Raw genomic sequence first — 22,977 nt, 5'->3', positions numbered from 1 at the left:
GTTAGGCCTAAATCATGTTAAGGATTGATTTTCAATTTTCGGTTGAATTGAGAAAAGTTTGTCATGGAAATCTCTCAACTCTAAACTCAATAAAATATTCTTGATTGGTCAGTTTGATGAATTTTTCTGCATCGTCTGACTTTGGATTTTTGTCTGGGTGGCAGCGAATAACCAAAAGATTACAACCTTATCCTTGGATGATCGGTCACCAATGGTTATTCACTTTGCAATACTGCAAAAAATTAATTTCTCTTAAGCATATTTTTTCCATTAAATGCGCTCAATACTTCAGATAAAGGCTGTCCCACTGTTCCAGAGGGTTGCTTTATCATCAATACAGCGGCCAAAGTTGGCGCTATGTCTGTTGTTTTAACGGGCCGTGAGATCATTCGGGCATTGAAACTCGGATGGACAAATAATAGGGGAACATAACTGTCATATTGCCATGGGCTTCCATGAGTTACTCTATTATCATTTTTGCTGCCATTGGATTGGTAAGGTGGTTGAACTATATAGATGTCTCCTGCGCGATAGGGATAAGCCATTTTATTCACCTTCGCACTGAGCCAATCTTTTTCAGTGGTTGTAACAGGCAGAGGATAAGCTTTAAATACACCCGGTTGTTGAGTTACTATTTCGGATAAGTATTGAGAGACATTGGTTAAATTAAGATGATGATCATTAATAATTTGGTGATCCAGATAAATATAAGGGGGGGTAATGGACAGCAACACTTCCGGAGGGAGTGTGTAGCGTGTTTTTAACTGAGCACGAATCTGTTGTTCTATTGATTTAATATCGATTGGCTTGACCTCATGAATGTGATGCATTTTCAGGTATGCTGGACTGTCATTAATACCATGATCTGCGGTCAGGATTACAAGTGTATTTTTGAGACCAACCTGTTTATCAATAACGGCAAGGAGATGGCCTAAAGTTTTATCCAGTTCTATTAAGTTATCTTCAGCCTCCAGACTGTTTGGGCCAAATTGATGACCAATAGTATCAACTGCAGAAAAACTTATTGCTAAATAATCTGTTTTATTTACCGATAATCCCAATTGTTCCTGTATTAAAAGTTGCTCTGCAAAGTCGGCTGTTAATTGATCCGCTTTAGGGGTTCTGGACAAATAAGTGAAATACTCCTCAGTAGGAGGATTTGAAATATGGTGGGGGAAGGTTTGACCAAAATTTTCATAATTATGGTGAAAAGTCGGGTTATTTGCATTGTAGTATTCCTCTAACGGGCGACCTAGACTCCAACTGTATTGCACGGGTTTATATTGTTTATTCCATTCTTGAACCCATTGAGGATAAGCAGAATAATAATAACTGGAAGTGACGAATCCCCCGTTAATTTTATCAAACCAAAATGCCTTACCTGAGTGGCCAGCCAGTGTAATTGCAGCCCGATCTTTTAAAGATACTCCAAAAGCTTTTCCTTTATCGGCCAGTAGTATTTCATCACTTAGAGTAGAAACGTTTAAATTGAAGGGAGAGCGTCCTGGATTTTTTTTTCGGGTATGTATAGTAGGTAGAATACTGGTTTTAAAATCCTCCATGCAATAGGTTATTTTTCTGGACTTTCTATCATACCATTCATTATTAACCACTCCATGTATGGAAGGGACGCTGCCAGTAGCTATGGTTGCATGTCCCGCACATGTTGTAGTATTTGCATGAGGATGATGGGCATTATGGTAATTAATCCCATGGTTTAATAAATAATTAAAACCGTTGCTGCCAAACTGTTTTTGATATTGATGAATTAAATCACCTCTTAATTGATCAACAACTAGTTGTACTATAAGTCTTGGTTGATTGCTTTGCGCATGACTCATAACACTGGTGATAAGAAGAAGTATGCTGCACGTAATTGTTTTCATAATGTGTTGAATTATTAAAAGAAAATTTGACGCTAAAATATCGTGGAAAAGCAGCTAAAAGCAAGAAAGAAATGTTTTTTAAATGTTAAAATCAAAACCCTAGGCCAAAAAAAAATCAATTAGTGCGGAAAAATTATATGACGAAAATAGATAATTAGTTTAAACTGACATTCCGGTGGAATAGATTTCACCATCCTTTTAATGGAGTATAAGGAGAATGTACAATGTCATTTACCCTGGTAGCCTATGATCTGCTTAAAACAAGTATAAAAGAAAGTATCGTCACTGAAATCAAATCCAAAGGACTTGACCCACTAAAACTTGAAGAGTCTATAGAGAAACTGCCTGATGACAGAAGAATTCAAGCCCGGTTATTACTTAAAACCATCGCACTTTTGGATGCTGTTAATCCAAAAACCGAAGAGGCGCGTAGAATACAAGCACGCATTTTAAATGCGATAACTTTTTATATTCGCGATCAAATTAAAGTAATTTACGAAACTACATTCCCCTATGTCTCACCAGAAAGAAGCACCCTATATAATCATTTAACCGCGTCTCTTGACCTTAATACAAATAACTACCCAGACACTGCTGATTTAGTAGATATGTATGGGTCTTTAAGGAAGTTTCTCCTAATGCACGTCTATAAATCCGCTAAACCTAAAAAGGGTTATTTAGAAGAGCAGCCTTTCGACATCAAAGGATATTCAGTTGAATCAGACATTATTACTTTATCGACTAAAGTTCATACCTGGGGAATGGAGGTCATACAAAGAGCTAAAGAGCGACATCTCGAGGAACTGGAGGCTAAGAAGCCAGTAGTCGTGTCCAGAGGATATTTAGGATTTGGGAGTATTTTTGGCAGTAGTTCTGTTGAACCTGTGAAAAAGGATTGTGTTATAGCAGGGCCAACGATAGACAGATTATGAAACTACCCCCTTATTTAGGGGGTATAATTCATTCCTTAACCGGATAACCAAACATAGCCCACTCAGTAATCCCTCCATTTACAGAGTACACTTCTTGATAGCCCATATCTATTAAGCTCTGTGCCGCATGGAGCGACCTGACACCGCCACGGCAATGAAGATAGACTGGATGTTTTTTATCGGAAACTTTAGTTTCTATGTTGGCGCTAATAGTATCTTTAGGAATATGATGAGCTCCTGGAATACGGACTGCCTGCCATTCTTCCAATTCACGAACGTCAATTAAACATAAGTCTTGCTGCCCATCCATTTTATTTTTTAATTCATGAACGTCTATAGTTTTAATTTCATGCTTTGTCATAGGGTCTTTCTCTCAGTGCTGGTCTTGTTAATGTGGAGTGGTGGAGAATCCAATATATTGTTGCAGTAAATACACCACCAATCAAAGTAGCAAAGGCCCATGTTGGCGCAGAAACTAAAACTGGTTTTTGTCCCAGTCTATATAAATTACCTGCATCACGTGCTACGGCCCCTGCAAATATGAAATGTAAGATGCCATTAATTAACATAATTAAATAAAAAAACGACTGGATTTGCGTAGCAAACTGCTTTGCTAGTTCACTTAGCATCAATCAAGCTCCTTGAGTTTGTCTCGACTGTCTCCATGATAACAGAAAAAGGGAAAAAATAACTAAAGCCACCGCTACACTTTGAACAGAAGTAGGTGTTTCACCAAAGACCAAATAACCCCAGAAGAGGCCAGTTAATGAAACTATCCCTCCAGTTAGACTATAAAATACCGGACCTGCCATGCGGATAAGAATAAAAAAGAGTAAATATCCTAAACTGGATAATATAATTTCTAAAATAATAATTTGTTTAACAACAGTCAATGGTCCTGATAACGAGTAAAAGGCATGTTGATTAATGACCATAGGGATAAGTAAGATAGATGCTGTAAGCAACATGCCGCTTGCTGCCTGCAGAGAGTTTAATTCCTGGGGTTGTTTGGCACCTATATACAAAGAACACAGTGCAAAACCCAGGGGAGTTATCATGGCCAACAGGGTCCAGCTGGAATAAAGTCCTGCAGTGTTAATTCCTATAATGAGTAATATTCCTGTCATGCCGAGTAATAAAGCTAAAAACCGCCACTTATCGTGCTTTTCTTGACCAGATATGAGTGCTAGAGGATAAACTATTAAAGGAACCGTATTAACCAGAACAGCCAATACTCCAGCTGGAATATGGCTGGCTATAAAGTACATATTGGTATTGGGAATGGCAATACCAATCAGCCCGCACAAGAGAAAATAAGGCCAATGTTGGGGATTGAGCATGGATGTTTTCTTCGTTCCAAGGCAAAAGCAAGTCAATAACACAGCCGGGCCTAAAGATTGCCAGAACGCATACCCTAGTGGCGAGACTCCATTAATCATGGCGAATTTAGCCAAAGTGTAACCAGAACCCCAAATAATACCCAGGAGAATGAGAAGCAAGAGTGCTTTTATAGTTTTAAGTGGGTGCATACAAAGAAAGCAAATAAGCCTGAATGATGATTGATTATGCCATTTCAAGAACCGTTTAACTACGAAACTTTGGTATTTATGTTTACTTCGTAAAGGTCAATTTTTTGATTTATTATCGTTTAATGCCATAATTTTTATATGATGATCTCAAAAGAGCTCCCATGCCTTTAAAACGCTATATACTTATTCCCGATTTATCCACATTTTATAATGATGCGGGGTGCGCTACAAAAATCGCTCAAATTATAGAACGGGCAATATTACGCAAGGAATATTTAGTCTATCCAAGTCTTGAAAGAGCTAACAGAGATAAGTCTTTTGACTTAAAAAAACAGATGGCTACTGCGGGTATCATGGAATTAGAGATAGAAGCAGAAGGCGATCTAAATGAAAAAAATACTCTAAAGTTTTGTAAAGAAATTCAGGGATTGCGCTCAGATAAAGAAAAGGCAAAAAAATGCTCATTATTTATTAAAAACGTCTATGTGAAAGGGTTTAAGCTACCTTTCGATGAGTTGGGTATGCGGGATCGTGAAGTCGCACAAATCTCCTCTTTTAGTTTAGTTGAGGATTCAAAATTACAATTAAACAAACCTCCTTTACTTTATTTAAAACAAATACCTGATGAATTACTTTTTATGCTTTTTACTGATCATCAGCATTTTCTCAATTTTGAAAATTGGCGTCATTATAATGCAAGAGAGCCGAATGGGAACGGTTGTATCTATGATTTATTTCAAACAACAACGTTCCTGTGCAATCGGTTCCCTCTAACGTTAAATCATTTTACCCTTGAACACATACAAACAGTTCAAAAGCTATTAAGCGATAGTGTTTTTTTCGGTTCAACGGAGGATAGGAGGGGACTCTTTAGAACAAGCTACAATGCTTTTTCTTTGAGTTCTGATGCAGTAACAATTGATGGTATTAAGGAGTTATTACAACGAATCAAGAACGATAACGAAGCAACTGGTTTTAGAATTGGTCCTGTCAAAAGAAGCAATGTTGTTGCTACTTTTTGTTGGAATATGTATTCCATTATCCAGGAGGAAAAGCCCTGGAAGCAATACTTCGATGCAGCCGGGGAATTAACCAACGAGATGATTATAAAAATAGAGGAATTTGAGAATAGAGCTATCAGAGAAACCTGCAAAGAAAAAGAGATTGCGTATAAGGATGTAAAAAGGATTGTTAAGGACTTCCTGGAAAATTTTAAGCCCGATAAAAAAGTAGCTCGATCTCAATTTTGGGGTAATTTAAGCTATTACTATTGTGATTCAGCAAGGAAATTTTCCAGAAGGTCAACAAAAATGGAGCTTCAATATGATCTAATCCATGCCCGTGCGAATGCAGTAGCAGCAGCTGGAAATATTGAGTCATCCGCGATCAATATTAAAGAGTGTACTGGTCCTGAACTTGAAACACTGGCAAAAACTATTTATGCTCGCATCCAGAATTCAAATGATATTTCTCTTTGCACACCTGAGCCAAAACTCGCAGAAAAGTGGGCTAATGTAGCCCTGAAAAAATATCAAAATACCATTGGCTTGGCAAAATGCCCTATGGAAATTATTGAAATAATTGACGAGTTGGTTCATGAGTTGGAGATATTACATTTATTTCCTGATGTTAATTGTCGTACCAATTATCTATTGATGAATTTTTTATTTATGACTCATTCCCTTAGATGGTCTATAGAATTCAATCCGAATCGTCTGGATGCTTACAGTAAAAAAGAACGGGTTCAGCAGCATATACAGGGCATGTTACGTACGGACTACATTATAGAGCATCAAGAGCAGCTGCTTGAGGATAATAAACGAATTGATCTTATCTATTTGGGAAACAAAGAAGGGTTGCAAACAGTTGATTACTCTGCTGAAGAGTTAAGCCAGGTAAATGTGGATACTCAGTATCGGGAGATATCACAGCAATTGGTTGAAACGCTGGAGGAGTATGAAAAGACCTTTAAACAGAATCTTGAGACGATACTAAAAAAATATGATTTACAATCCCAGTCCAGGTTATGCTCTACTTCTGCTATGCTCTTCCCCATACCAGCCGGCTATATGGAGTTTTCTAAAGCTTTAAAACAATTGCAAGCGAATTATGATGGTCTCTTTTTTTTTAAGAGTGTAGCTCATCTCAATACCGTTCCAGAAATTGCTGAGGATATAGAAACTTTAATGAATTTGAGTGGATTTAATAAATGCTGGATGGAAAATAATGGTGTTGACCAATCAGCAGACAGCCATTTTCGGTAGAAAGCAGTGATTTTTTTACCAGACTGATATAACTTCTTGTCTATCATGAAGATAGCTCCATAGTATTTTAGGGATTACTATATCAAAGAACTTCTGAGACATAAAATCAGGTAGATCTTTCATTTTATCATCAACATCGGTACCATTAATCCATTCAAAATATAACGGGTATGAGTATGAATGCCACCGAAGTCCCAGTCCCACATTTGACTACCGCTCATTCAGGTCCTTTACATCATGTGGAAAAAATTATTTTAAATCAGGTTCCTGAAATAGAGGCCTGGTTCCGTCTAAAGTGGAAAGAAACCCCACCACCTTTAACCTCATCAGTGGATCTGCGTCATGCCGGCTTTAAACTGGCTCCAGTTGATACTAATTTATTTCCAGCGGGTTTTAATAATTTAAATCCGGAATTTTTGCCTTTATGTATTCAAGCTGCACAATCCGTATTGGTGGAGTATATTCCTGATTGCACTAAAATATTAATTCTTCCCGAAAGTCATACCCGTAATAAATTTTATTTACAAAGCCTGAACGTGCTGCACAATATATTAACCAAGGCGGGATTTGTGGTGCGTATTGGTAGTTTAGATCCAGAACTTAAAGATCCTTTTGAAGTAATTCTTGAGCATGGCGAGGCTTTATTGATAGAGCCTCTGCAACGTCAGGGGAATCGAGTAGGACTGAATAATTTTAATCCTTGCTTTCTAATGTTAAATAATGACTTATCTTCAGGTATTCCTGAAATTTTGCAGGGTTTGCAACAACGGATTAGACCCACTGCAAAATTGGGCTGGGCAACGCGTTTGAAATCAAGCCATTTTCATTTTTTTAACGAAGTAGCTACTGAGTTTGCTGAGTTGGCTGGCATTGATTCCTGGTTAATTGATCCCTATTTTAGTGCTTTAGACCGAGTTGATTTCATGGCTCAAGAGGGCGTTGAACAATTAGCCCACGAGGTAGATAAAATACTATCATTAGTGCGTGATAAGTATGCTACTTATGGCATAACGGATAGGCCCTTTGCAGTAGTTAAAGCTGATAATGGTACTTATGGTATGAGTGTTATGATGGTGCATGATGGTGAGGAGTTGCGGCAGTTAAATAGAAAGCAGCGTACCAAGATGTCATCTAGTAAAGGAAGCCGCAAGGTAGATAGGGTGATTATTCAGGAAGGAGTTTATACTTTTGAAACTATGCCTGATGGTGCTGTGGCAGAGCCAGTTGTCTACATGATTGGTCAATTTGTTGTTGGTGGTTTTTATCGAGTCCATCAGAGTAGGGGGATAGATGAGAATCTCAATGCTCCTGGAATGCATTTTGAACCTCTGGCTTTTGCTCAAGCCTGCAACATGCCCAGTGATGATTTGGAAGTAGTGGATTGTCCCAATCGTTTTTATGTCTATGGAGTGATCGCACGTCTGGCCGCTTTAGCGGCAGCACGAGAAGTTGCGGCAATTGGAGGAGAATAATGAAACTCGCGGTACTTATCGATCCTTTGCATCAATTAAAGCCACACAAGGATACTACTGTTGCTATGATCAAGAGTGCCAAGGATTTGGGCTGGTCTTGTGTATATTTCACGCAGATGGATTTATTTTGTCGTGAAGGACATGCATACTCACGGGTTTATGACATCACTATTGGCGATGTATACAGTAGTGATTGGGCTAAAACTAAAGATTTGGGTGAGCAGCCCTTGAGTGATTTTGACATCATTCTGATGCGTAAAGATCCTCCCTTTAACATGGAATATATTTATACCACCTATGCATTGGAGTTAGCCGAACGCGATGGGGTATTGGTAGCTAATAAACCTCAAAGTCTGCGTGATGCAAATGAGAAGTATTTTACTTTGAATTTTTCTCAATGTTGTCCTGCAACACTGGTTTCCTGCGACATTGTACGTTTAAAAGAATTTTGGAAAACCCATCAACATGTTATTTTTAAACCATTGGAGGGGATGGGAGGGAGTTCCGTTTTTTACGTGGATCAGCATGGGCGAAACTTATCAGTAATTCTGGAAGTACTAACCCAAGGGCAAAACATTAATATTATGGCTCAGCGTTATATTCCTGAAATCACAACAGCGGGAGATAAACGTATTTTGTTACTTAATGGTGAACCTGTTCCTTACGCTTTAGCACGTATTCCTGCCAAAGGAGAATTACGCGGTAATTTAGCAGCAGGCGCCAAAGGCGAAGTTGTTGCAATTTCTGCAAGAGATAAATGGATCTGTGAACAATTAGCCCCCACCCTGAAAGCAAAAGGTTTGTATTTTGTGGGGATCGATGTGATAGGGGATTATTTGACCGAGATAAATGTAACCAGTCCGACTTGTCTGTGTGAAATTTCAACTGAAACTGGATTGGATGTTGCAGGTGATTACTTACGTTGTCTTGAAAAAATACGTGCAGCATCAGTAGTTATTTAGCCAGATAGCCCGCTTACACTGCGCTAATACGGGCTAAATGCAATGCATAAAGAACTATTCATCTATATAATCTGCTGGAGCCGGATCATTCCTGGCTCCACTTTCCTTGCCAAGAGCTACTTGGTCTGCTGCTGCATCATCTACGTAAAGCGAACCATCATCTTGTTCTGCTCCAGCAATGAGGTAGGCTCGGTGTTGCAGGTAAGCATCTCTCATAAATGAATATTTGTCTAAAGCTTCATTCATTATGCGCTCTGAATCAAACAGTTGTGAACGCAAATCTAAATAACGTAATCCAAATAAACCAAAGGCTAGCGCATCATTCCGAATGTAAACATAGGGGCTCCAAAGAGCAAATTGGAATAACCATCCTGAGCCATCACGAATTGTGCTCGGCCCTATCAAAGGAATGACCAGATAGGGCGAGTGTTTATCTCCCCATTTAGCAAAGGTTATTCCTAAATCGTTGTAATGTGGCGGTAGGCCGAATTTATCAGCAACATCAAATAAACCTGCAACTCCTAAAGAAGAGTTAATAACAAAACGCCAGGAATCTTTAATCGCCCATTTTCCTTCGGCTTGAAGAATATCACTGGCGATGGTGGGAAGCATATCCAGATTATTAAAAGCATTTCCAATTCCCTTGCGAACTACTCGCGGAACAACGGCATGATAGAGTTTTGCTGGGGGTCTTAACATGGTGGCATCAACAGCCATGTTGAAATTGTATACCTTGCGATTAAAGGATTCGTAAGGGTCAACGGGATTAGTTCCTTTGTGCACAGCACAGCCTGTTAACAAGAGGGTTCCAATCATACTGTAAAACATTACAATTAAGCGCATTATATTTCTAATTATTAGATACTTACGATTGATGTTACACCAGTTTGTGATTCTTGCAAACCGGTCGTAAGTTCAAAATTAAGGTTCATGAGCAGCTGATCTCATGACTAGCTAATGGGCGGCGCGCAACGATTTTAACAGCCTCTGCAACAGGGGTTGTTTTAAAAAACGTATAAGCAGTTGTAGGCTAAAGTACTCAGACCAAATAAAGAAGTCTCTCCAGTGACTGAACCAATGCCTGATAATGATTGACGTAATCAAGCTCAAATGAGGTCCTTACACCTCTCCTTACATGCACTCGAAACTAAACTACAAATCCGATTCTGTTAATTAAGTATATTGTTAAAGGCAAAGTTATGAATGACAAAACTGTAGTTAACAACACTAATCCGGAGCTTTCAGCTTCGTAAGCATTGTACTGATAGGCCAATACCGATTGCATCACAGCAGTTGGTAAGGATGCGATAATTACTCCCATCACCATCAATGGTGGATTAACATGAAACCAATAAAAAAAACAGAATGCCACCAAGGGATGAACAAATAATTTTATTAACGCAAGCGAATAAATTTCAGATAGTTTATTTATTTTGAACACAACCAGCATTTGTCCGACCCCTAGCAACGCTAATGGTATTGCTGAATTGCCCAGAATCTGAAAAGTAGTTAGCATAATAGGTGGTAGAGCTAAATGGTAATGAGAGATAAGTAAACCAGTAACAGTCGCTAACAGAAGGGGGTTTTTTATAATTGAGCGAAACGCATCAATAAACGCCATTCGAAAACCGCATTTATTAATCTCTAGAACTATAATTGCAATGGAGAAAGGAACTAATGTCAGTAGTGTTGAAAATGCTGCTGTAGTCAAACCTGCTTGCCCAAATAATGCTGTTAATACGGGTATACCAATAAATCCTGAATTTGGAAAAGTTGATCCTAATCCTTTTAATGCGGCTAACTGGATTTTATTGTCTTTAATAATAAAATAACAAAAAAGACCTATAAAAAGGATCAGCATAGAACATACAAATGCTAATGAATAACTTCGATAGTCTTGCAAAATGATAGGATTAGTGGCAATCGATGAAATCAGGAGTAAAGGCATGCCGATATAGTATGCAAAAGTGTTAATTACTCGATATCCCTCGGAACCCAACAATTTATTTTTTTCAATCCAGATTCCGAGAACTATAATAACTATTATAGGTACTATTTGGTCGGTAATCATAATGATGCTTATAGAAACAATTGAGTGTCGCTTATTCTACAAGATTATAGATGTTTTCCCAAGCGGGAGGGTATGCAATGAATGTTGCAGAACATATTTGTAATTATTTGGCCCTTTATAAAGTACGGCATATTTTTGGCTATCCAGGTGCATCAATTTTGCCGCTTATGGATGCCATTGAGAAGCATCCTGAGCTGGAATGGGTATTGATGCGTAATGAATTAGCAGCTGCCTTGGCTGCCTCAGCGCATGGGAAAATAACAGAAGAGATTGGCGTCTGTATGGCTACAAGTGGTCCTGGTGCATCTAATTTAATCACCGGCTTGCTTGATGCAGAACTAGACTGTTCTCCAGTACTTGCAATTACTGGTTTAACACCAACTGTAAGGCACGGACTATCTCATTTTCAAAGTGTGAATCAGATCCAGCTGCTTGAATCTTGTTGTGGATTTAATGCAGTGTGTGAACATCCCGCTCAAGTGCCACAATTATTACAGGCGGCTATTGGTTATATCATCCGACATAACAGACCAGCTCATCTTGCAATTGCAACGGATCTTCAGCTGACAGAATTTACCAATACTCAACTGGCTTCTGCAACAAAGCATTACAACCAACTACATCACCCCTTTATATTACTTAGTCCTCCCGATGAGGCGTTTAAAGTCGTTGCAGACACTATAGATTCAATTAAAAAAATTGTAATTGCAGTGGGATCCCGAGCGCGTGGTGCAGGTAAAAATATTGAAGCGTTTGCTGAAAAAATTGGCGTTCCTATAATTTCTACTTTTGCAGGCAAAGGGATCATCTGATATGGGTCCGCATGTCTGGAACAAAATTAAGGAAAAATAAGAGCTATTCATCCATCATTTATAGTTAAAAATTCACTCAAATTAACCTATTTAAACCTACTCAATACCGTATGAATAGTGATTGCTACTACGAATTGTCTTAGGTCATTTTACCACAACTCTATCAGAATGACTTATCCACAAGTCCACAGGTCAGGAGAGCTTCACTTTCTCGTATAGGCCTGTGGGCCTTGTGGGTAAGTCATGACGCTCTCATTTAGGGTTTATGGTCTTTTCCGGCCATAATACACCTCTGCGGGCGTTAAATAATTAAAGGACTGGTGAAGCCTTCGGTTATTATAATACTCAAAATACTCCGTTAAGGCCAGCTCAACCTCTTCAATTGTATCAAAATCATACCGGTAGATTTTTTCTTGCTTAACACTACGCCACAATCGCTCGATAAATATATTATCTAAATAACGTCCTCGCCCATCCATGCTGATAGAAATGTGGTGAGATTTTAGCGTATTTATCCAATCTTTTGAGGTAAATTGAGAACCCTGATCCGTGTTAAAGATCTCACAACGCGAATGCAGCAAAGCGTTTCTAAGCGCCTCAATACAAAATTCAGCCTCCATAGTAGGTGAAATAGCCCATCCAATCACATAACGACTATACCAGTCCATAATAGCTACTAAATACACATGCTTTCCTTTCATGCGGATGTAGGTGATATCTGCGGCCCAAACCTGATTTGGTTTGGTGATATCCACCTCTTTTAATAAATAAGGGAACACCTCATGCTCCTTATTGGGAACGCTTGTATTTGGCTTTGGGTAAACAGTCGATAACCCCATCATTTCCATCAACTTTTTTACTCGACGTTTACCAACAGGATAGCCTACTTCTTTTGACAGCCATCTTGCCCGCTTAATTTTACCTTCACATGGATACTGCAGATAGTGCTCATCAAGTAGCGCCATAAGCGCTTCATCTTCGACAGAAATGGGCTTGGCACTATAATAATAACTTGAAACAGGCAAGTCTAATAGCAAGCATTGTTCACGAATGGTGAGCTCGGCAAGAGGATCAATCATGACGCGCTTTTCATCCAGACTAAAGTTCATGCTTTTTTTTTAGCCAAGATAGCTGCGCTTGAAGTCGACCAATTTCTTGATATAATGCCTCAACAAGCTGCTCTTGGGACTTGGCTTCTTTTTCATTAGCCCCAGAGAATAAATCGTTAATGGCTTTGATGGCCGATTGCTTCCAAGTTTTTACCTGCGTTGCGTGAACACCGTATTCACTGGTAATTTGCGCTTGTGTGAGTTTCCCCTCAATCGCAGCTAGCGTTATTTTTGCCTTCTTGGCCGCCGTATAATAAGCTCGCTTTTTAGACATTTTATTCTCCTCTTTGTATTAAGAAGAATAGCTCTTAAAAAACCTTTTTTTGTGTCCAGAAAACCGCGCCTATATTAATCCGAGAAAATCATCCACTGTATTTTGGGGTGCTCGGTTTATTTGGAGCACCAGCAAATGGTCACGCTTTTGATATTATCCAGGAAGCTGAAATGATTGTTGCGTTTGGGGTTGATGACTTAGTTTATTTTCTAACGGATAAGCGTATCGATCAGGTTCGGGATTTAATTCAATGTGAATCCAACACGAGCCTGTTAAATTATCAATTTATTCAAAAGAGAATACTTTTAGGGAATATTAATGAAATATCCGCAAAATTAACTGCTAAAGTAACTTCCAGGCCTCACAATATACAAACAGTGAAACCTCGTTCCGTAATTAAAAAATCTCAATTTGTTCATCAGGCTGTATTTTTTTCTAAACTTAACTCTTTTGTAAATACAAGAAAAACAATTATTGCTTTAGATATCGGTGATTGTGTGGTTTGGGCGACACAACATTTAATACTTAAATCATATCAAACCGTAATCGTTAGTAATCGTCTTGGAACCATGGGGTTTTGTCTGCCGGCCCTGATAGCGGCTAAATTGGCCAAACCAGATCATCTTGTTCTGGGAATTTGTGGCGATGGAGGATTACAAATGGTTTTAGCAGAACTTCTCACCGCGGCGCAATGTAATCTTAAGATTATTCTATTTATTTTTTGTAATAACGTATTGCAACGTGTTATAGCACAACAAAAACAAATGTATGGAACAGCTTTATTGAACCCAGATTTTGAGGCGTTAGCAAAAAGTTGTCACATAACGGGAATTACTATTTCAAATGACAGCGAAATAGAGGAGCAACTAAAACTTGCTTTTTCAATCAAAAGGGGACCCGTACTGGTTTCAATTCACACTGATCCCGACCTTTATGCACCTATGGTTTCTTGGGATGCGCACTAGTAATTCTGAATAACTTTCAGCATGCATCCAGATCCTGCTTGGAAATTTCCTTATTGGCATATATAAGTGCGTCAATAATTCCAGACTCTCGGTCAGAGTGGCCCGCATCACGAACTATGCGAAGATTTGAAGCGGGTATGGCTTGATGAAGCTCCCAGGCACTGGCTAAAGGAGTAACCAAATCAAAGCGTCCGTGAACGATGTACGTAGGAATATGTCTAATTTTATGAACATTGGCCATCACCTGATTTTCTTCGATAAAATAATGATTGGTGATGAAGAACGATTCAAGGGTTGCGAGTGCCAGAGCAAAATGAGGATCGCTAAATTGATCAATGACGTACAGATGAGGTTGCAAACTGCTGCAACGCGCTTGCCAGAGAGCCCAGTTTTTTGCAGCACTCATACGTGCTAATTCGTTAGATCCCATCACGCAATCAGCATAATATTGAGGGATATTAGTCATCATTTTTTCGGGAACCTGGTTGATAAATTCTTCCCAATGATCTGGATAAACCAAACTTGCCCCATGTTTATAAAACCAGTCTATATCTTTTTGTCTGCCTAAAAATACTTGATGCAAAAGCAATGCTTTAATTTGTTGTGGGAATTTTTGTGCGTACAATAAGGCTAATAATGATCCCCATCCTCCACCCGATAAAACAAATTCATTCAAGCCTAAATAATCTCTGATTGCATCGATGTCATCTAATAAGAGGGCGGTATTATTTTCACTGGTTTCCAAGTGAGGGCTGGAACGACCACAGCCTCGTTGATCAAAAAGGATAATTCTGTAACGCTGTGGGTCAAAAAATCGCCTCAGATAGACATCAGATCCAGCTCCTGGCCCGGGATGAAGAACTACAACAGGTATTCCTTCAGGATTTCCCGTCTCTTCAATATAGAGAATGTGAGGTCCGCTTACTTTTAACTCATGCTGCGCATAGGATTTAATCGCTGGGTAAAGGGAGTGCATATTAGTCCTTTAGGATTATACTTAACTGGTGGTTTATCAGAATAGATATTTTGCGCTCTGAATAGGCTGAAAGCAATACCAACGGGTTACTTCGATAAAATGTTAATGGCTTTTACTTTACTGGCTAAATTGAAGATAATACCCACTCTATTTTTTGTTGGAACTAATTTATGACCAAGGCAGCATTTCTTGACGGATTGAATGAAAGGCAACGTGAGGCAGTCACCTCTCCCATGGGAAATATGCTGCTTTTAGCGGGTGCAGGAAGTGGAAAAACTCGAGTTTTGGTCAGTCGTATCGCTTGGTTAATTGAACAGCAACAGCTTTCCCCTCATGCAATTTTGGCTGTAACCTTTACCAACAAGGCAGCAGGTGAAATGCGAACACGGCTAAACTCCATGCTCACTACATCGGTATTAGGTTTATGGGTTGGAACCTTCCATGGCTTATGCCATCGCTTATTACGCCGTCATTATAAAGAAGCCCATTTGCCAGAGCAATTTCATATTCTTGATTCAGAGGATCAGGCCAGGGTGATTAAACGGGTTATTGCCTCACTCAATCTTGATCCCGATCAATGGCCGGTGAAGCAGGCGCAATCTTTTATTAATGGACGAAAAGATGAAGGAGTACGTCCCCAACATGTCAATGCATTGCATTATGGTCCGGGTAAGACTTTAATTGCTATCTATCAAGCTTATGAGCAAGCCTGTCAAACCGCAGGGGTTATTGACTTTGCAGAGTTATTGTTAAGAGCTCATGAGTTATTACGTGATAATTCCGAAATTCTTGCTCATTATCGTAATCGTTTTCAAGCAATATTAGTGGATGAGTTTCAAGATACCAATACCATCCAATATGCCTGGATTCGCCTTCTCGCAGGGGAAGAAGCTGCTGTTTTGGCAGTTGGTGATGATGACCAGTCTATTTATGGATGGCGCGGAGCGAAGGTGGAGAATATTCAACAATTTTCGAAAGATTTTAAAGAGACCCACATTATTAGACTGGAACAAAACTACCGTTCAACGGGGACTATTCTGGAAGCCGCAAATAAATTAATTACCAATAATAATTCACGCATGGGCAAAGATTTATGGACTGCGGGAAGTGTTGGTGAAAAGATTGTGGTCTACAGCGCTTTTAACGAATTAGAAGAAGCACGTTTTGTTGCTGAACGAATCATGATGGAAATTAATCAGGGTAATAGTGCGGATGAAATTGCTATTTTATATCGTTCCAATGCGCAATCGCGAGTTTTGGAAGAAGCTTTATTGCGTACAGGCATTGCTTATCGAATTTATGGAGGCGTACGTTTTTTTGATAGAGCTGAAGTAAAGGATACATTGGCTTACTTACGTCTATTAGTAAATCCTAATGATGATACTGCTTTTGAGCGGGTAGTGAATTTACCTACTCGAGGAATAGGTGAAAAAACATTGGATGAGTTACGCAATTACGCTAAGTCCGAACAAAGCTCAATGTGGAATGCAGCTAAAGTAGTGCTGCAATCCGGTGCGATGGCACAAAGAGCAAGTACGTCTTTGGCAAAATTTCTTGAATTAATTGAAACGCTACAACTCCAAACAACTCAAATGGAATTAGACGAGCAATTATCTGAAGTGATTCAGAAGAGTGGTTTGTACGCTCATTTCAACAAAATTAAAGGAGATAAATCTGAGTCTCGTCTGGATAACTTGCAGGAATTAATTAATGCCGCGAAACAATACCGTTATGAGCAAGATGAGGAAGATGATCTTCCACTTGTTAATGCATTTTTAGCGCATGCTTCTTTGGAGTCGGGCGAAATGCAAGCAGAAGAACATGAGCGCTATGTGCATTTGATGACCTTTCATGCTGCAAAGGGGCTTGAGTTTCCAATCGTATTTTTGGTGGGTATGGAGGAAGGGGTTTTTCCCGGAAAACAATCTATTGAAGAGCCTGGGCGTTTGGAGGAAGAGCGGCGTTTGTGTTATGTGGGTATGACTCGTGCTATGCGAAAACTGGTTTTATCTTATGCTGAAGTAAGACGACAATATGGGCGCGAAGAGTATCACAGACCTTCACGATTTTTACGTGAATTACCACAGGAATTGATTGATGAAGTACGGGTTAAAGCTCGTTTTCAATCTCCTGTAAACACACGTTCGAAAATGCCATCTGCAGCTGATTCTGCAGGAATCCCTTTAGGACAAAATGTTGTTCATGCCAAATTTGGCCAAGGGGTTGTTTTAGCGGTTGAGGGAACAGGTGCACACACCCGAGTGCAGGTTAAATTCAGAGAGCAGGGGGTCAAGTGGTTAGTATTGGCCTATGCCAATTTAACTGTAGTTGACGAATGTTCCCATTTTTGATCGTTATCTAACAGACTTATACATTAAAATATTGAATTTTTCCCAACTCGATGCTAGGGTGCCGTTTGGTGAAGGAAATTGACTTAAATTAGTAGTTAACTATTTAAAAAGGGGAATTGAGTGAAATTTACAAATTTACTAGCGGCAGGAGCACTGGCAACATCTTTAGTATCACCAGCAGTTATGGCAGTTGATGCCCCAACTACCCCTCCTATGTCCGATGCTCAAAAAAAAGCCATTGAAAAACTGGTCCATGATTATTTGGTAAGTAACCCTGAAGTTCTGCTGGAAGCATCTCAAGCGTTACAACAAAAGCAACAACAAAACATGCAACAACAAGCTCAATCTGCAATTCAGGAAAATGCCGCCGAATTATTTCAAGGTAAGTTGACAACTGCCGGCAATCCTAAAGGAAATGTTACTGTAGTAGAGTTTTTTGATTATCAATGCATTCATTGCAAAAAAATGTCGCAAACCATGAGTAATTTGGTTAAAAAAGACAGAGATTTGCGAGTCATCTATAAAGAATTTCCGATTTTTGGTAAAAGCTCAGAGATGGCTTCAAGAGCAGCTCTTGCTGCAGGCATGCAAGGTAAATATCAAGCCATGCACGAAGCTTTATTCAAAGTTGAAAAGCGTATGGATGATCAAATCGTTATGAACACTGCTAAATCCTTGGGTCTGGATATAGTCAAATTGAAGAAGGATATGGACAGTAAAGAGGTCAGTGATATTTTAGATGCCAATCGTCAGTTAGCTGAGAAATTACACTTGATGGGGACACCTGCATTTATAGTAGCTTCTACACCTGATGGTCAACTAAAATCAGGTAGTGAACCTTCATTTATTCCTGGTGCTGCAAGTGAAGAATCATTACAAGAGTTAATTAAAAAAGCAGCTGGAAACTAAATTCTTAACCCTGGTTGCCTTGCAACCAGGGTTATTCAAAAACGTAGGTTAGTGCTGGATAAAGTACAGTCCAACACTTGCTGACTTAGGTGGACACTATATATCGTTCTGATTTGTTTATAATACCTACCGGTCCTTCCAAATCTTTGGGTTTACCTACGTGATGTGCACGTCATAATGTTAATTTTGAGATTCTCATGATAAAACCAACCACATTTCAGGATATTATTTTAACCTTACAGCAATATTGGGCAGCTCAGGGCTGTGTCATTTTGCAACCTCTCGATATGGAAGTTGGCGCAGGTACCTTTCATCCTGCGACTTTTTTGCGGGCAATAGGTCCGGAACCCTGGTCTGCAGCTTATGTACAACCTTCAAGAAGACCTACTGATGGACGTTATGGGGAAAATCCCAACCGTGTACAACATTATTATCAGTTTCAGGTGGTGTTAAAGCCTTCTCCCCTGGATATTCAAGACAAATATTTAAATTCATTACGTGCTTTAGGAGTTGATCCTCTAGCAGATGATATCCGTTTTGTTGAGGACAACTGGGAGTCACCTACCCTGGGTGCTTGGGGACTAGGTTGGGAGGTATGGCAAAATGGTATGGAAGTATCTCAATTTACCTATTTTCAACAAGTTGGTGGTTTGATTTGTAAACCTGTTACCGGTGAATTAACCTACGGCCTGGAGCGTATTTCCATGTTTGTTTTGGGGGTAGATAATTTATTTGATTTACCCTGGTGTAAAACTCCTGGTGGCATAGTAACTTATGGGGATGTGTTCCACCAAAATGAAGTAGAGATGTCGGCTTATAATTTCGAACATGCCAATGTTGACGAATTATTTAAGCAATTTGATTATTATGAGCACGAAGCGCAAAAATTAATCGCTTTGCAGTTGCCACTTCCTGCCTATGAAATGGTAATGAAAGCATCTCATTCATTTAATTTGCTTGATGCTCGTAAAGCGATCTCTGTTACCGAGCGACAACGTTTTATTTTACGTGTGAGGCAACTGTCAAGAGCAGTGGCACAAGCTTATTATCAGGCGCGAGAGGCTTTAGGCTTCCCTATGCAAAAGGGTGTGTGATGGTTAATGATTTTATATTTGAGTTAGGTTGTGAAGAATTGCCATCAGGTGCGGTTTGGCCGTTGGCTAATGAGTTTGCCAATCTATTATTAGCGGCTTTAGATAAGGCACAATTGCATTATGGTGAGGTAAAACGCTTTGCCACTCCCCGGCGCCTGGCTATTGTGATTCAGGATTTGCAAACGGAGCAGAAAAGTCAAGCTGTGACTCGGCGAGGTCCGGCAGTCGTTGCTGCTTACGATCAGGAAGGTAAACCTACTCCTGCTCTCTTGGGTTTTGCAAAGTCCTGTGGTGTGGAAATTGAACAGCTAATAAAGATACAAACCGACAAAGGCGACTGGTTGGCTTGTGAAACAAAAAGTTCCGGAAGCCAGACGAAAAATCTATTGCCTGAACTGGTTAGCCGGTGCATTGCCTCTTTGTCAATTGCTAAACCCATGCGTTGGGGAAATGGTGAAGAGGAATTTTCCAGACCAGTGCATTGGGCTGTAATGATCTTTGGTGATGAACTACTGGATCATGATATTCTTGGTGTTAAAACCGCTCGTCAAAGCAGGGGGCATCGCTTCCACCATCCTAAGGAAGTGTCGATTCAATCCGCACAAAGCTATGAGTCGCAAATGCGAGATTGTTTCGTGATTGCCGATTTTTCAGTCAGACGCCAAATGATTATAGATCAAGTACAGCAATTAGCTGTGCCCTATAACGCAACGGTCGTTATGCCAGAAGAGTTAGTTGATGAGGTCACCTCAATTGTCGAATGGCCTCAGGCATTGATTGCCAATTTTGAAGAAGAGTTTCTTGATGTTCCAGCCGAGGCATTGATTGCGTCTATGCAATCACATCAAAAAACATTCGCCTTAAAGAATCAGCAGGGTGAGTTGTTGCCCCATTTTATTACAGTTGCCAACATAGAAAGTACTAATCCTCAGCAGGTGATCCAGGGGAATGAAAAAGTAATGCGGGCACGCTTGAGTGATGCAGCATTCTTTTTCCAGCAAGATAAAAAACACCCTTTAAGTCAACATATTCCTGCAATGGAGCAGGTTGTATTTCAAGCACGGTTAGGAAGTTTGCAGGATAAAGCACGACGTGTAAAAGAATTAATGAATCATTTAAGTCTGGCACTGGGTATATCCCCGCGACAGGCGGAGCGAGCCGCTTTATTGAGTAAATGTGATTTATTGACCGGTATGGTTGGCGAGTTTCCTGAGTTACAAGGTCTGATGGGCTATTATTATGCTCTTAATGATGGTGAAGACAAGGATGTGGCTCAAGCATTAAATGAGCAATATATGCCTCGATTTGCTGCGGATAATTTACCCAAATCAACATTAGGCACTGCACTTTCATTGGCTGATCGCATAGATACTCTAGTGGGTATTTTTGCAATAGGTCAGAAGCCCTCAGGTGTAAAAGATCCATTTAAATTGCGTCGACATGCTTTGGCTGTTGTGCGGTTACTAATCGCGACTCCTGCAGCATTAAATATAGCTACATTGATAGATGAGGCCATAAATAATTATGGTGAAACATTACCTCCTGTAGATAAAACATTAGTTCTTGAATTAAAACCCTTTATTCTGGAGCGATTACAATCTTATTATCAAAGCTTGGGTATTAGCGTTGATTTAATCCATGCTGTAAGAGCCAGGCAGGATGAATGGCTTTATGATTTAGACAAAAGATTAAATGCTTTAAAATCGTTTGTGGCTATGCCAGAAGCAGCTTCCCTTTCGGCTGCATGTAAACGTGTTAATAATTTAATAAGCCAAGCAAAAATAAGCTCCAATGTTGATATTAATGAAAAACTAATTGAAGAGGGAGCAGAAAAAAGCCTTTACCAACACCTCAATCAAGTGACAAACTCAATAGAGTCACTGTACGTTACAGCAGATTACGGCTCAGTGCTGAAACAACTGGCGAGCCTTAGAGAACCAGTAGATGCATTTTTTGATCAGGTGATGGTAATGGTTGATGACGAGCAAGTAAAAAAGAATCGTTTAGCGATCCTCGCACGTCTACAAAAACTATTACAAGGGGTTGCCGATATTTCTATGTTACAGCTGATATGACTCGTTTGATTCTTTTAGATAGAGATGGGGTAGTTAATCAGGACTCACTTCAGTACATTAAAAATGTGGATGAGTTTATTTTAATTCCTGAATCTGTCGAAGCCATTGTTCGATTAAATAGGGCAGGGTACAAAATCGGTATCGCAACTAATCAGTCAGGGGTATCAAGAGGTCTTTATACAGAAAAAGAACTCAATGCAATACACGAAAAAATGGTTCAAGCAGTACAAAAATCAGGTGGTCACATTGATGCTATAGAATATTGCATCCACTTGCCAGAAGAAGGATGCCTGTGCAGAAAACCTCAGCCTGGGATGTTATATGCTTTAGCAAAACGACTTAACTGTTCGCTAAAGCATACCCCTTTTGTTGGTGATAGAGTTTCTGATATTCAAGCAGCTCTTGCAGTTGGAGCGAATCCCATTATGGTATTATCGACCATGACTGATAGGTCGATTTTAAAGGCTTATCCCGAAGTTCCTGTATTTCACTCTCTTGCGGAATACGTTGATAAGCTGTTGCTGCAATCATGACTGTTATTACTTCTGTAGGTTATGAAAAAGATGTCTTGCAAGCTAAAGCAAATTTACTTGCGGAACGTTTGAATTATCTTTTAGATAAGGATGCAAATCCTTGTTTATTTGTCACTGCTGAGAAACTTGCTTTAAAAATACCGGGCTTTTCTCTGCTCTTTGCAGATTTTACCTGTGCGTCTTGGAGTAAAAGAAAAGCAGAAGGAAAAAAGCAAGGTTTGGTGCGGGCTTGTAAACCGGCTAAAGGACTTAAAATAATTGATGCAACGGCAGGTTGGGGTAGAGATGCGGCTATTTTAGCAAGTTTTGGTTCAGAGGTGACCATGCTCGAACGCCATCCGGTGATGGCCGCTTTGCTTGCTGATGCCATAGAACAAAGAGCTCCCCTGGATAAACAACAAATGCAATTAACTTTAAAAGAAACAGATGCCTATTCATATTTAGACCGTTTAGCCAAAAAAGATTATCCTGATTTAATTTATATCGATCCCATGCACCCAGAGCGCAATAAATCAGCTTTAGTGAAAAAAGATATGCAGGCACTGCAGCAAATGATTGGTGCCGATCAAGATGCTTTGGCTCTGATAAAGCTAGCTACTGCTCGCGTCAAGCAACGTGTGGTGGTTAAGTGGCCACAAAAGACTAAATCCTTACTTGCAGCTAACTCATGCATTGAAGGGAAAACAATCCGCTTTGATATTTATTCGCCGAAAAATTAGCTGATTTTTAAATAAAAAGGACACTCAATCTCCGATAGAGAGTT

The 22,977-nt window shown here is 39.6% G+C and carries 21 protein-coding genes; 12 read left to right on the top strand and 9 right to left on the bottom strand.

The features are described 5' to 3' along the window. Positions 1-242 precede the first annotated feature (242 nt). Entirely contained in the window at positions 243-1,886 is a 1,644-nt protein-coding gene (locus HRS36_RS12650) for an alkaline phosphatase family protein (RefSeq protein ID WP_173237589.1), read from the bottom strand. A 224-nt stretch (positions 1,887-2,110) separates the two neighbouring features. Here HRS36_RS12650 and HRS36_RS12645 point away from each other — a divergent pair, with 224 nt between their 5' ends. Further along, positions 2,111-2,818, top strand: a complete 708-nt coding sequence (locus tag HRS36_RS12645; protein WP_173237588.1) for a hypothetical protein — start codon at positions 2,111-2,113, stop codon at positions 2,816-2,818. A 28-nt stretch (positions 2,819-2,846) separates the two neighbouring features. Here the strand turns inward: HRS36_RS12645 and HRS36_RS12640 are convergent, their stop codons facing one another. The 3 genes from HRS36_RS12640 to HRS36_RS12630 are packed head-to-tail and all read right to left on the bottom strand — an operon-like array spanning position 2,847 to position 4,347. Continuing rightward, the gene (locus HRS36_RS12640) at positions 2,847-3,179 is read right to left on the bottom strand and encodes a rhodanese-like domain-containing protein (protein WP_173237587.1); all 333 of its coding nucleotides are present in this window, start codon (positions 3,177-3,179) and stop codon (positions 2,847-2,849) included. Continuing rightward, a complete protein-coding gene (locus HRS36_RS12635; RefSeq protein WP_173237586.1) occupies positions 3,166-3,447 on the bottom strand; it encodes a hypothetical protein in 282 nt (93 codons plus the stop codon). Before HRS36_RS12635 ends, HRS36_RS12640 begins: the two co-directional genes overlap by 14 nt. A gap of 3 nt (positions 3,448-3,450) precedes the next feature. Further along, positions 3,451-4,347 carry a DMT family transporter gene (locus tag HRS36_RS12630; protein ID WP_173237585.1) on the bottom strand — a complete coding sequence of 299 codons (897 nt, stop codon included), beginning with the start codon at positions 4,345-4,347 and terminating at the stop codon, positions 3,451-3,453. A 161-nt stretch (positions 4,348-4,508) separates the two neighbouring features. Here HRS36_RS12630 and HRS36_RS12625 point away from each other — a divergent pair, with 161 nt between their 5' ends. From HRS36_RS12625 to gshB, 3 genes are all read left to right on the top strand, one after another. Beyond that, on the top strand, positions 4,509-6,611 hold the full coding sequence (locus HRS36_RS12625) for a hypothetical protein (protein ID WP_173237584.1): 2,103 nt from the start codon (positions 4,509-4,511) through the stop codon (positions 6,609-6,611). A 176-nt stretch (positions 6,612-6,787) separates the two neighbouring features. Beyond that, positions 6,788-8,083 carry a glutamate--cysteine ligase gene (gshA, locus tag HRS36_RS12620; RefSeq protein ID WP_173237583.1) on the top strand — a complete coding sequence of 432 codons (1,296 nt, stop codon included), beginning with the start codon at positions 6,788-6,790 and terminating at the stop codon, positions 8,081-8,083. Further along, positions 8,083-9,045: a glutathione synthase gene (gene gshB, locus HRS36_RS12615; protein WP_173237582.1), complete on the top strand. Its 963-nt coding sequence runs from the start codon at positions 8,083-8,085 to the stop codon at positions 9,043-9,045. The genes gshA and gshB overlap by 1 nt, the downstream gene beginning before the upstream one ends. A 54-nt stretch (positions 9,046-9,099) precedes the next feature. On the opposite strand, the gene HRS36_RS12610 is transcribed toward gshB, so the two are convergent. Beyond that, positions 9,100-9,888, bottom strand: coding sequence for an MlaA family lipoprotein (locus HRS36_RS12610; RefSeq protein WP_173237581.1), 789 nt, complete (start codon positions 9,886-9,888; stop codon positions 9,100-9,102). A gap of 304 nt (positions 9,889-10,192) precedes the next feature. After that, the gene (locus tag HRS36_RS12605) at positions 10,193-11,116 is read right to left on the bottom strand and encodes an AEC family transporter (RefSeq protein ID WP_173237580.1); all 924 of its coding nucleotides are present in this window, start codon (positions 11,114-11,116) and stop codon (positions 10,193-10,195) included. 50 nt (positions 11,117-11,166) lie between these two features. Here HRS36_RS12605 and HRS36_RS12600 point away from each other — a divergent pair, with 50 nt between their 5' ends. Further along, on the top strand, positions 11,167-11,928 hold the full coding sequence (locus HRS36_RS12600; RefSeq protein ID WP_226905468.1) for a thiamine pyrophosphate-binding protein: 762 nt from the start codon (positions 11,167-11,169) through the stop codon (positions 11,926-11,928). Between the two features lie 263 nt (positions 11,929-12,191). Here the strand turns inward: HRS36_RS12600 and HRS36_RS12595 are convergent, their stop codons facing one another. Continuing rightward, positions 12,192-13,037, bottom strand: a complete 846-nt coding sequence (locus HRS36_RS12595; protein ID WP_173235473.1) for an IS3 family transposase — start codon at positions 13,035-13,037, stop codon at positions 12,192-12,194. Next, on the bottom strand, positions 13,027-13,311 hold the full coding sequence (locus HRS36_RS12590) for a transposase (protein ID WP_173235475.1): 285 nt from the start codon (positions 13,309-13,311) through the stop codon (positions 13,027-13,029). Before HRS36_RS12590 ends, HRS36_RS12595 begins: the two co-directional genes overlap by 11 nt. A 170-nt stretch (positions 13,312-13,481) precedes the next feature. Between HRS36_RS12590 and HRS36_RS12585 the strand changes: the two genes are divergently transcribed. After that, positions 13,482-14,276 carry a thiamine pyrophosphate-dependent enzyme gene (locus HRS36_RS12585; protein WP_173237578.1) on the top strand — a complete coding sequence of 265 codons (795 nt, stop codon included), beginning with the start codon at positions 13,482-13,484 and terminating at the stop codon, positions 14,274-14,276. A 16-nt stretch (positions 14,277-14,292) separates the two neighbouring features. Here the strand turns inward: HRS36_RS12585 and pip are convergent, their stop codons facing one another. Continuing rightward, the gene (gene pip, locus HRS36_RS12580) at positions 14,293-15,252 is read right to left on the bottom strand and encodes a prolyl aminopeptidase (protein WP_173237577.1); all 960 of its coding nucleotides are present in this window, start codon (positions 15,250-15,252) and stop codon (positions 14,293-14,295) included. A gap of 170 nt (positions 15,253-15,422) precedes the next feature. On the opposite strand from pip, the gene uvrD reads away from it, so the two are divergent. From uvrD to HRS36_RS12550, 6 genes are all read left to right on the top strand, one after another. Further along, entirely contained in the window at positions 15,423-17,603 is a 2,181-nt protein-coding gene (gene uvrD / locus HRS36_RS12575; RefSeq protein WP_173237576.1) for a DNA helicase II, read from the top strand. Between the two features lie 120 nt (positions 17,604-17,723). Next, positions 17,724-18,512, top strand: coding sequence for a DsbA family protein (locus HRS36_RS12570; RefSeq protein ID WP_173237575.1), 789 nt, complete (start codon positions 17,724-17,726; stop codon positions 18,510-18,512). A gap of 197 nt (positions 18,513-18,709) precedes the next feature. Beyond that, positions 18,710-19,606, top strand: a complete 897-nt coding sequence (glyQ, locus tag HRS36_RS12565; RefSeq protein ID WP_173237574.1) for a glycine--tRNA ligase subunit alpha — start codon at positions 18,710-18,712, stop codon at positions 19,604-19,606. Then, the gene (gene glyS, locus HRS36_RS12560; RefSeq protein ID WP_173237573.1) at positions 19,606-21,681 is read left to right on the top strand and encodes a glycine--tRNA ligase subunit beta; all 2,076 of its coding nucleotides are present in this window, start codon (positions 19,606-19,608) and stop codon (positions 21,679-21,681) included. Before glyQ ends, glyS begins: the two co-directional genes overlap by 1 nt. Then, entirely contained in the window at positions 21,678-22,214 is a 537-nt protein-coding gene (gene gmhB, locus HRS36_RS12555) for a D-glycero-beta-D-manno-heptose 1,7-bisphosphate 7-phosphatase (protein ID WP_173237572.1), read from the top strand. The genes glyS and gmhB overlap by 4 nt, the downstream gene beginning before the upstream one ends. Further along, entirely contained in the window at positions 22,211-22,933 is a 723-nt protein-coding gene (locus HRS36_RS12550) for a class I SAM-dependent methyltransferase (protein ID WP_173237571.1), read from the top strand. Before gmhB ends, HRS36_RS12550 begins: the two co-directional genes overlap by 4 nt. Positions 22,934-22,977 lie beyond the last annotated feature (44 nt).

The organism is Legionella antarctica (genome assembly GCF_011764505.1).
GTDB classification, from domain to species: domain Bacteria; phylum Pseudomonadota; class Gammaproteobacteria; order Legionellales; family Legionellaceae; genus Legionella; species Legionella antarctica.
Note: the sequence above shows the minus strand (reverse complement) of the source record. Positions and strands in the feature narration are given on the sequence as shown.

Bases quoted from the DNA above. Each gene is read 5' to 3' on its own strand.
- HRS36_RS12650 (WP_173237589.1), bottom strand. From the start codon at position 1,886: ATGAAAACAATTACGTGCAGCATACTTCTTCTTATCACCAGTGTTATG.
- HRS36_RS12645 (WP_173237588.1), top strand. From the start codon at position 2,111: ATGTCATTTACCCTGGTAGCCTATGATCTGCTTAAAACAAGTATAAAA.
- HRS36_RS12640 (WP_173237587.1), bottom strand. From the start codon at position 3,179: ATGACAAAGCATGAAATTAAAACTATAGACGTTCATGAATTAAAAAAT.
- HRS36_RS12635 (WP_173237586.1), bottom strand. From the start codon at position 3,447: ATGCTAAGTGAACTAGCAAAGCAGTTTGCTACGCAAATCCAGTCGTTT.
- HRS36_RS12630 (WP_173237585.1), bottom strand. From the start codon at position 4,347: ATGCACCCACTTAAAACTATAAAAGCACTCTTGCTTCTCATTCTCCTG.
- HRS36_RS12625 (WP_173237584.1), top strand. From the start codon at position 4,509: ATGCCTTTAAAACGCTATATACTTATTCCCGATTTATCCACATTTTAT.
- gshA (WP_173237583.1), top strand. From the start codon at position 6,788: ATGAATGCCACCGAAGTCCCAGTCCCACATTTGACTACCGCTCATTCA.
- gshB (WP_173237582.1), top strand. From the start codon at position 8,083: ATGAAACTCGCGGTACTTATCGATCCTTTGCATCAATTAAAGCCACAC.
- HRS36_RS12610 (WP_173237581.1), bottom strand. From the start codon at position 9,888: ATGCGCTTAATTGTAATGTTTTACAGTATGATTGGAACCCTCTTGTTA.
- HRS36_RS12605 (WP_173237580.1), bottom strand. From the start codon at position 11,116: ATGATTACCGACCAAATAGTACCTATAATAGTTATTATAGTTCTCGGA.
- HRS36_RS12600 (WP_226905468.1), top strand. From the start codon at position 11,167: ATGTTTTCCCAAGCGGGAGGGTATGCAATGAATGTTGCAGAACATATT.
- HRS36_RS12595 (WP_173235473.1), bottom strand. From the start codon at position 13,037: ATGAACTTTAGTCTGGATGAAAAGCGCGTCATGATTGATCCTCTTGCC.
- HRS36_RS12590 (WP_173235475.1), bottom strand. From the start codon at position 13,311: ATGTCTAAAAAGCGAGCTTATTATACGGCGGCCAAGAAGGCAAAAATA.
- HRS36_RS12585 (WP_173237578.1), top strand. From the start codon at position 13,482: ATGATTGTTGCGTTTGGGGTTGATGACTTAGTTTATTTTCTAACGGAT.
- pip (WP_173237577.1), bottom strand. From the start codon at position 15,252: ATGCACTCCCTTTACCCAGCGATTAAATCCTATGCGCAGCATGAGTTA.
- uvrD (WP_173237576.1), top strand. From the start codon at position 15,423: ATGACCAAGGCAGCATTTCTTGACGGATTGAATGAAAGGCAACGTGAG.
- glyQ (WP_173237574.1), top strand. From the start codon at position 18,710: ATGATAAAACCAACCACATTTCAGGATATTATTTTAACCTTACAGCAA.
- glyS (WP_173237573.1), top strand. From the start codon at position 19,606: ATGGTTAATGATTTTATATTTGAGTTAGGTTGTGAAGAATTGCCATCA.
- gmhB (WP_173237572.1), top strand. From the start codon at position 21,678: ATGACTCGTTTGATTCTTTTAGATAGAGATGGGGTAGTTAATCAGGAC.
- HRS36_RS12550 (WP_173237571.1), top strand. From the start codon at position 22,211: ATGACTGTTATTACTTCTGTAGGTTATGAAAAAGATGTCTTGCAAGCT.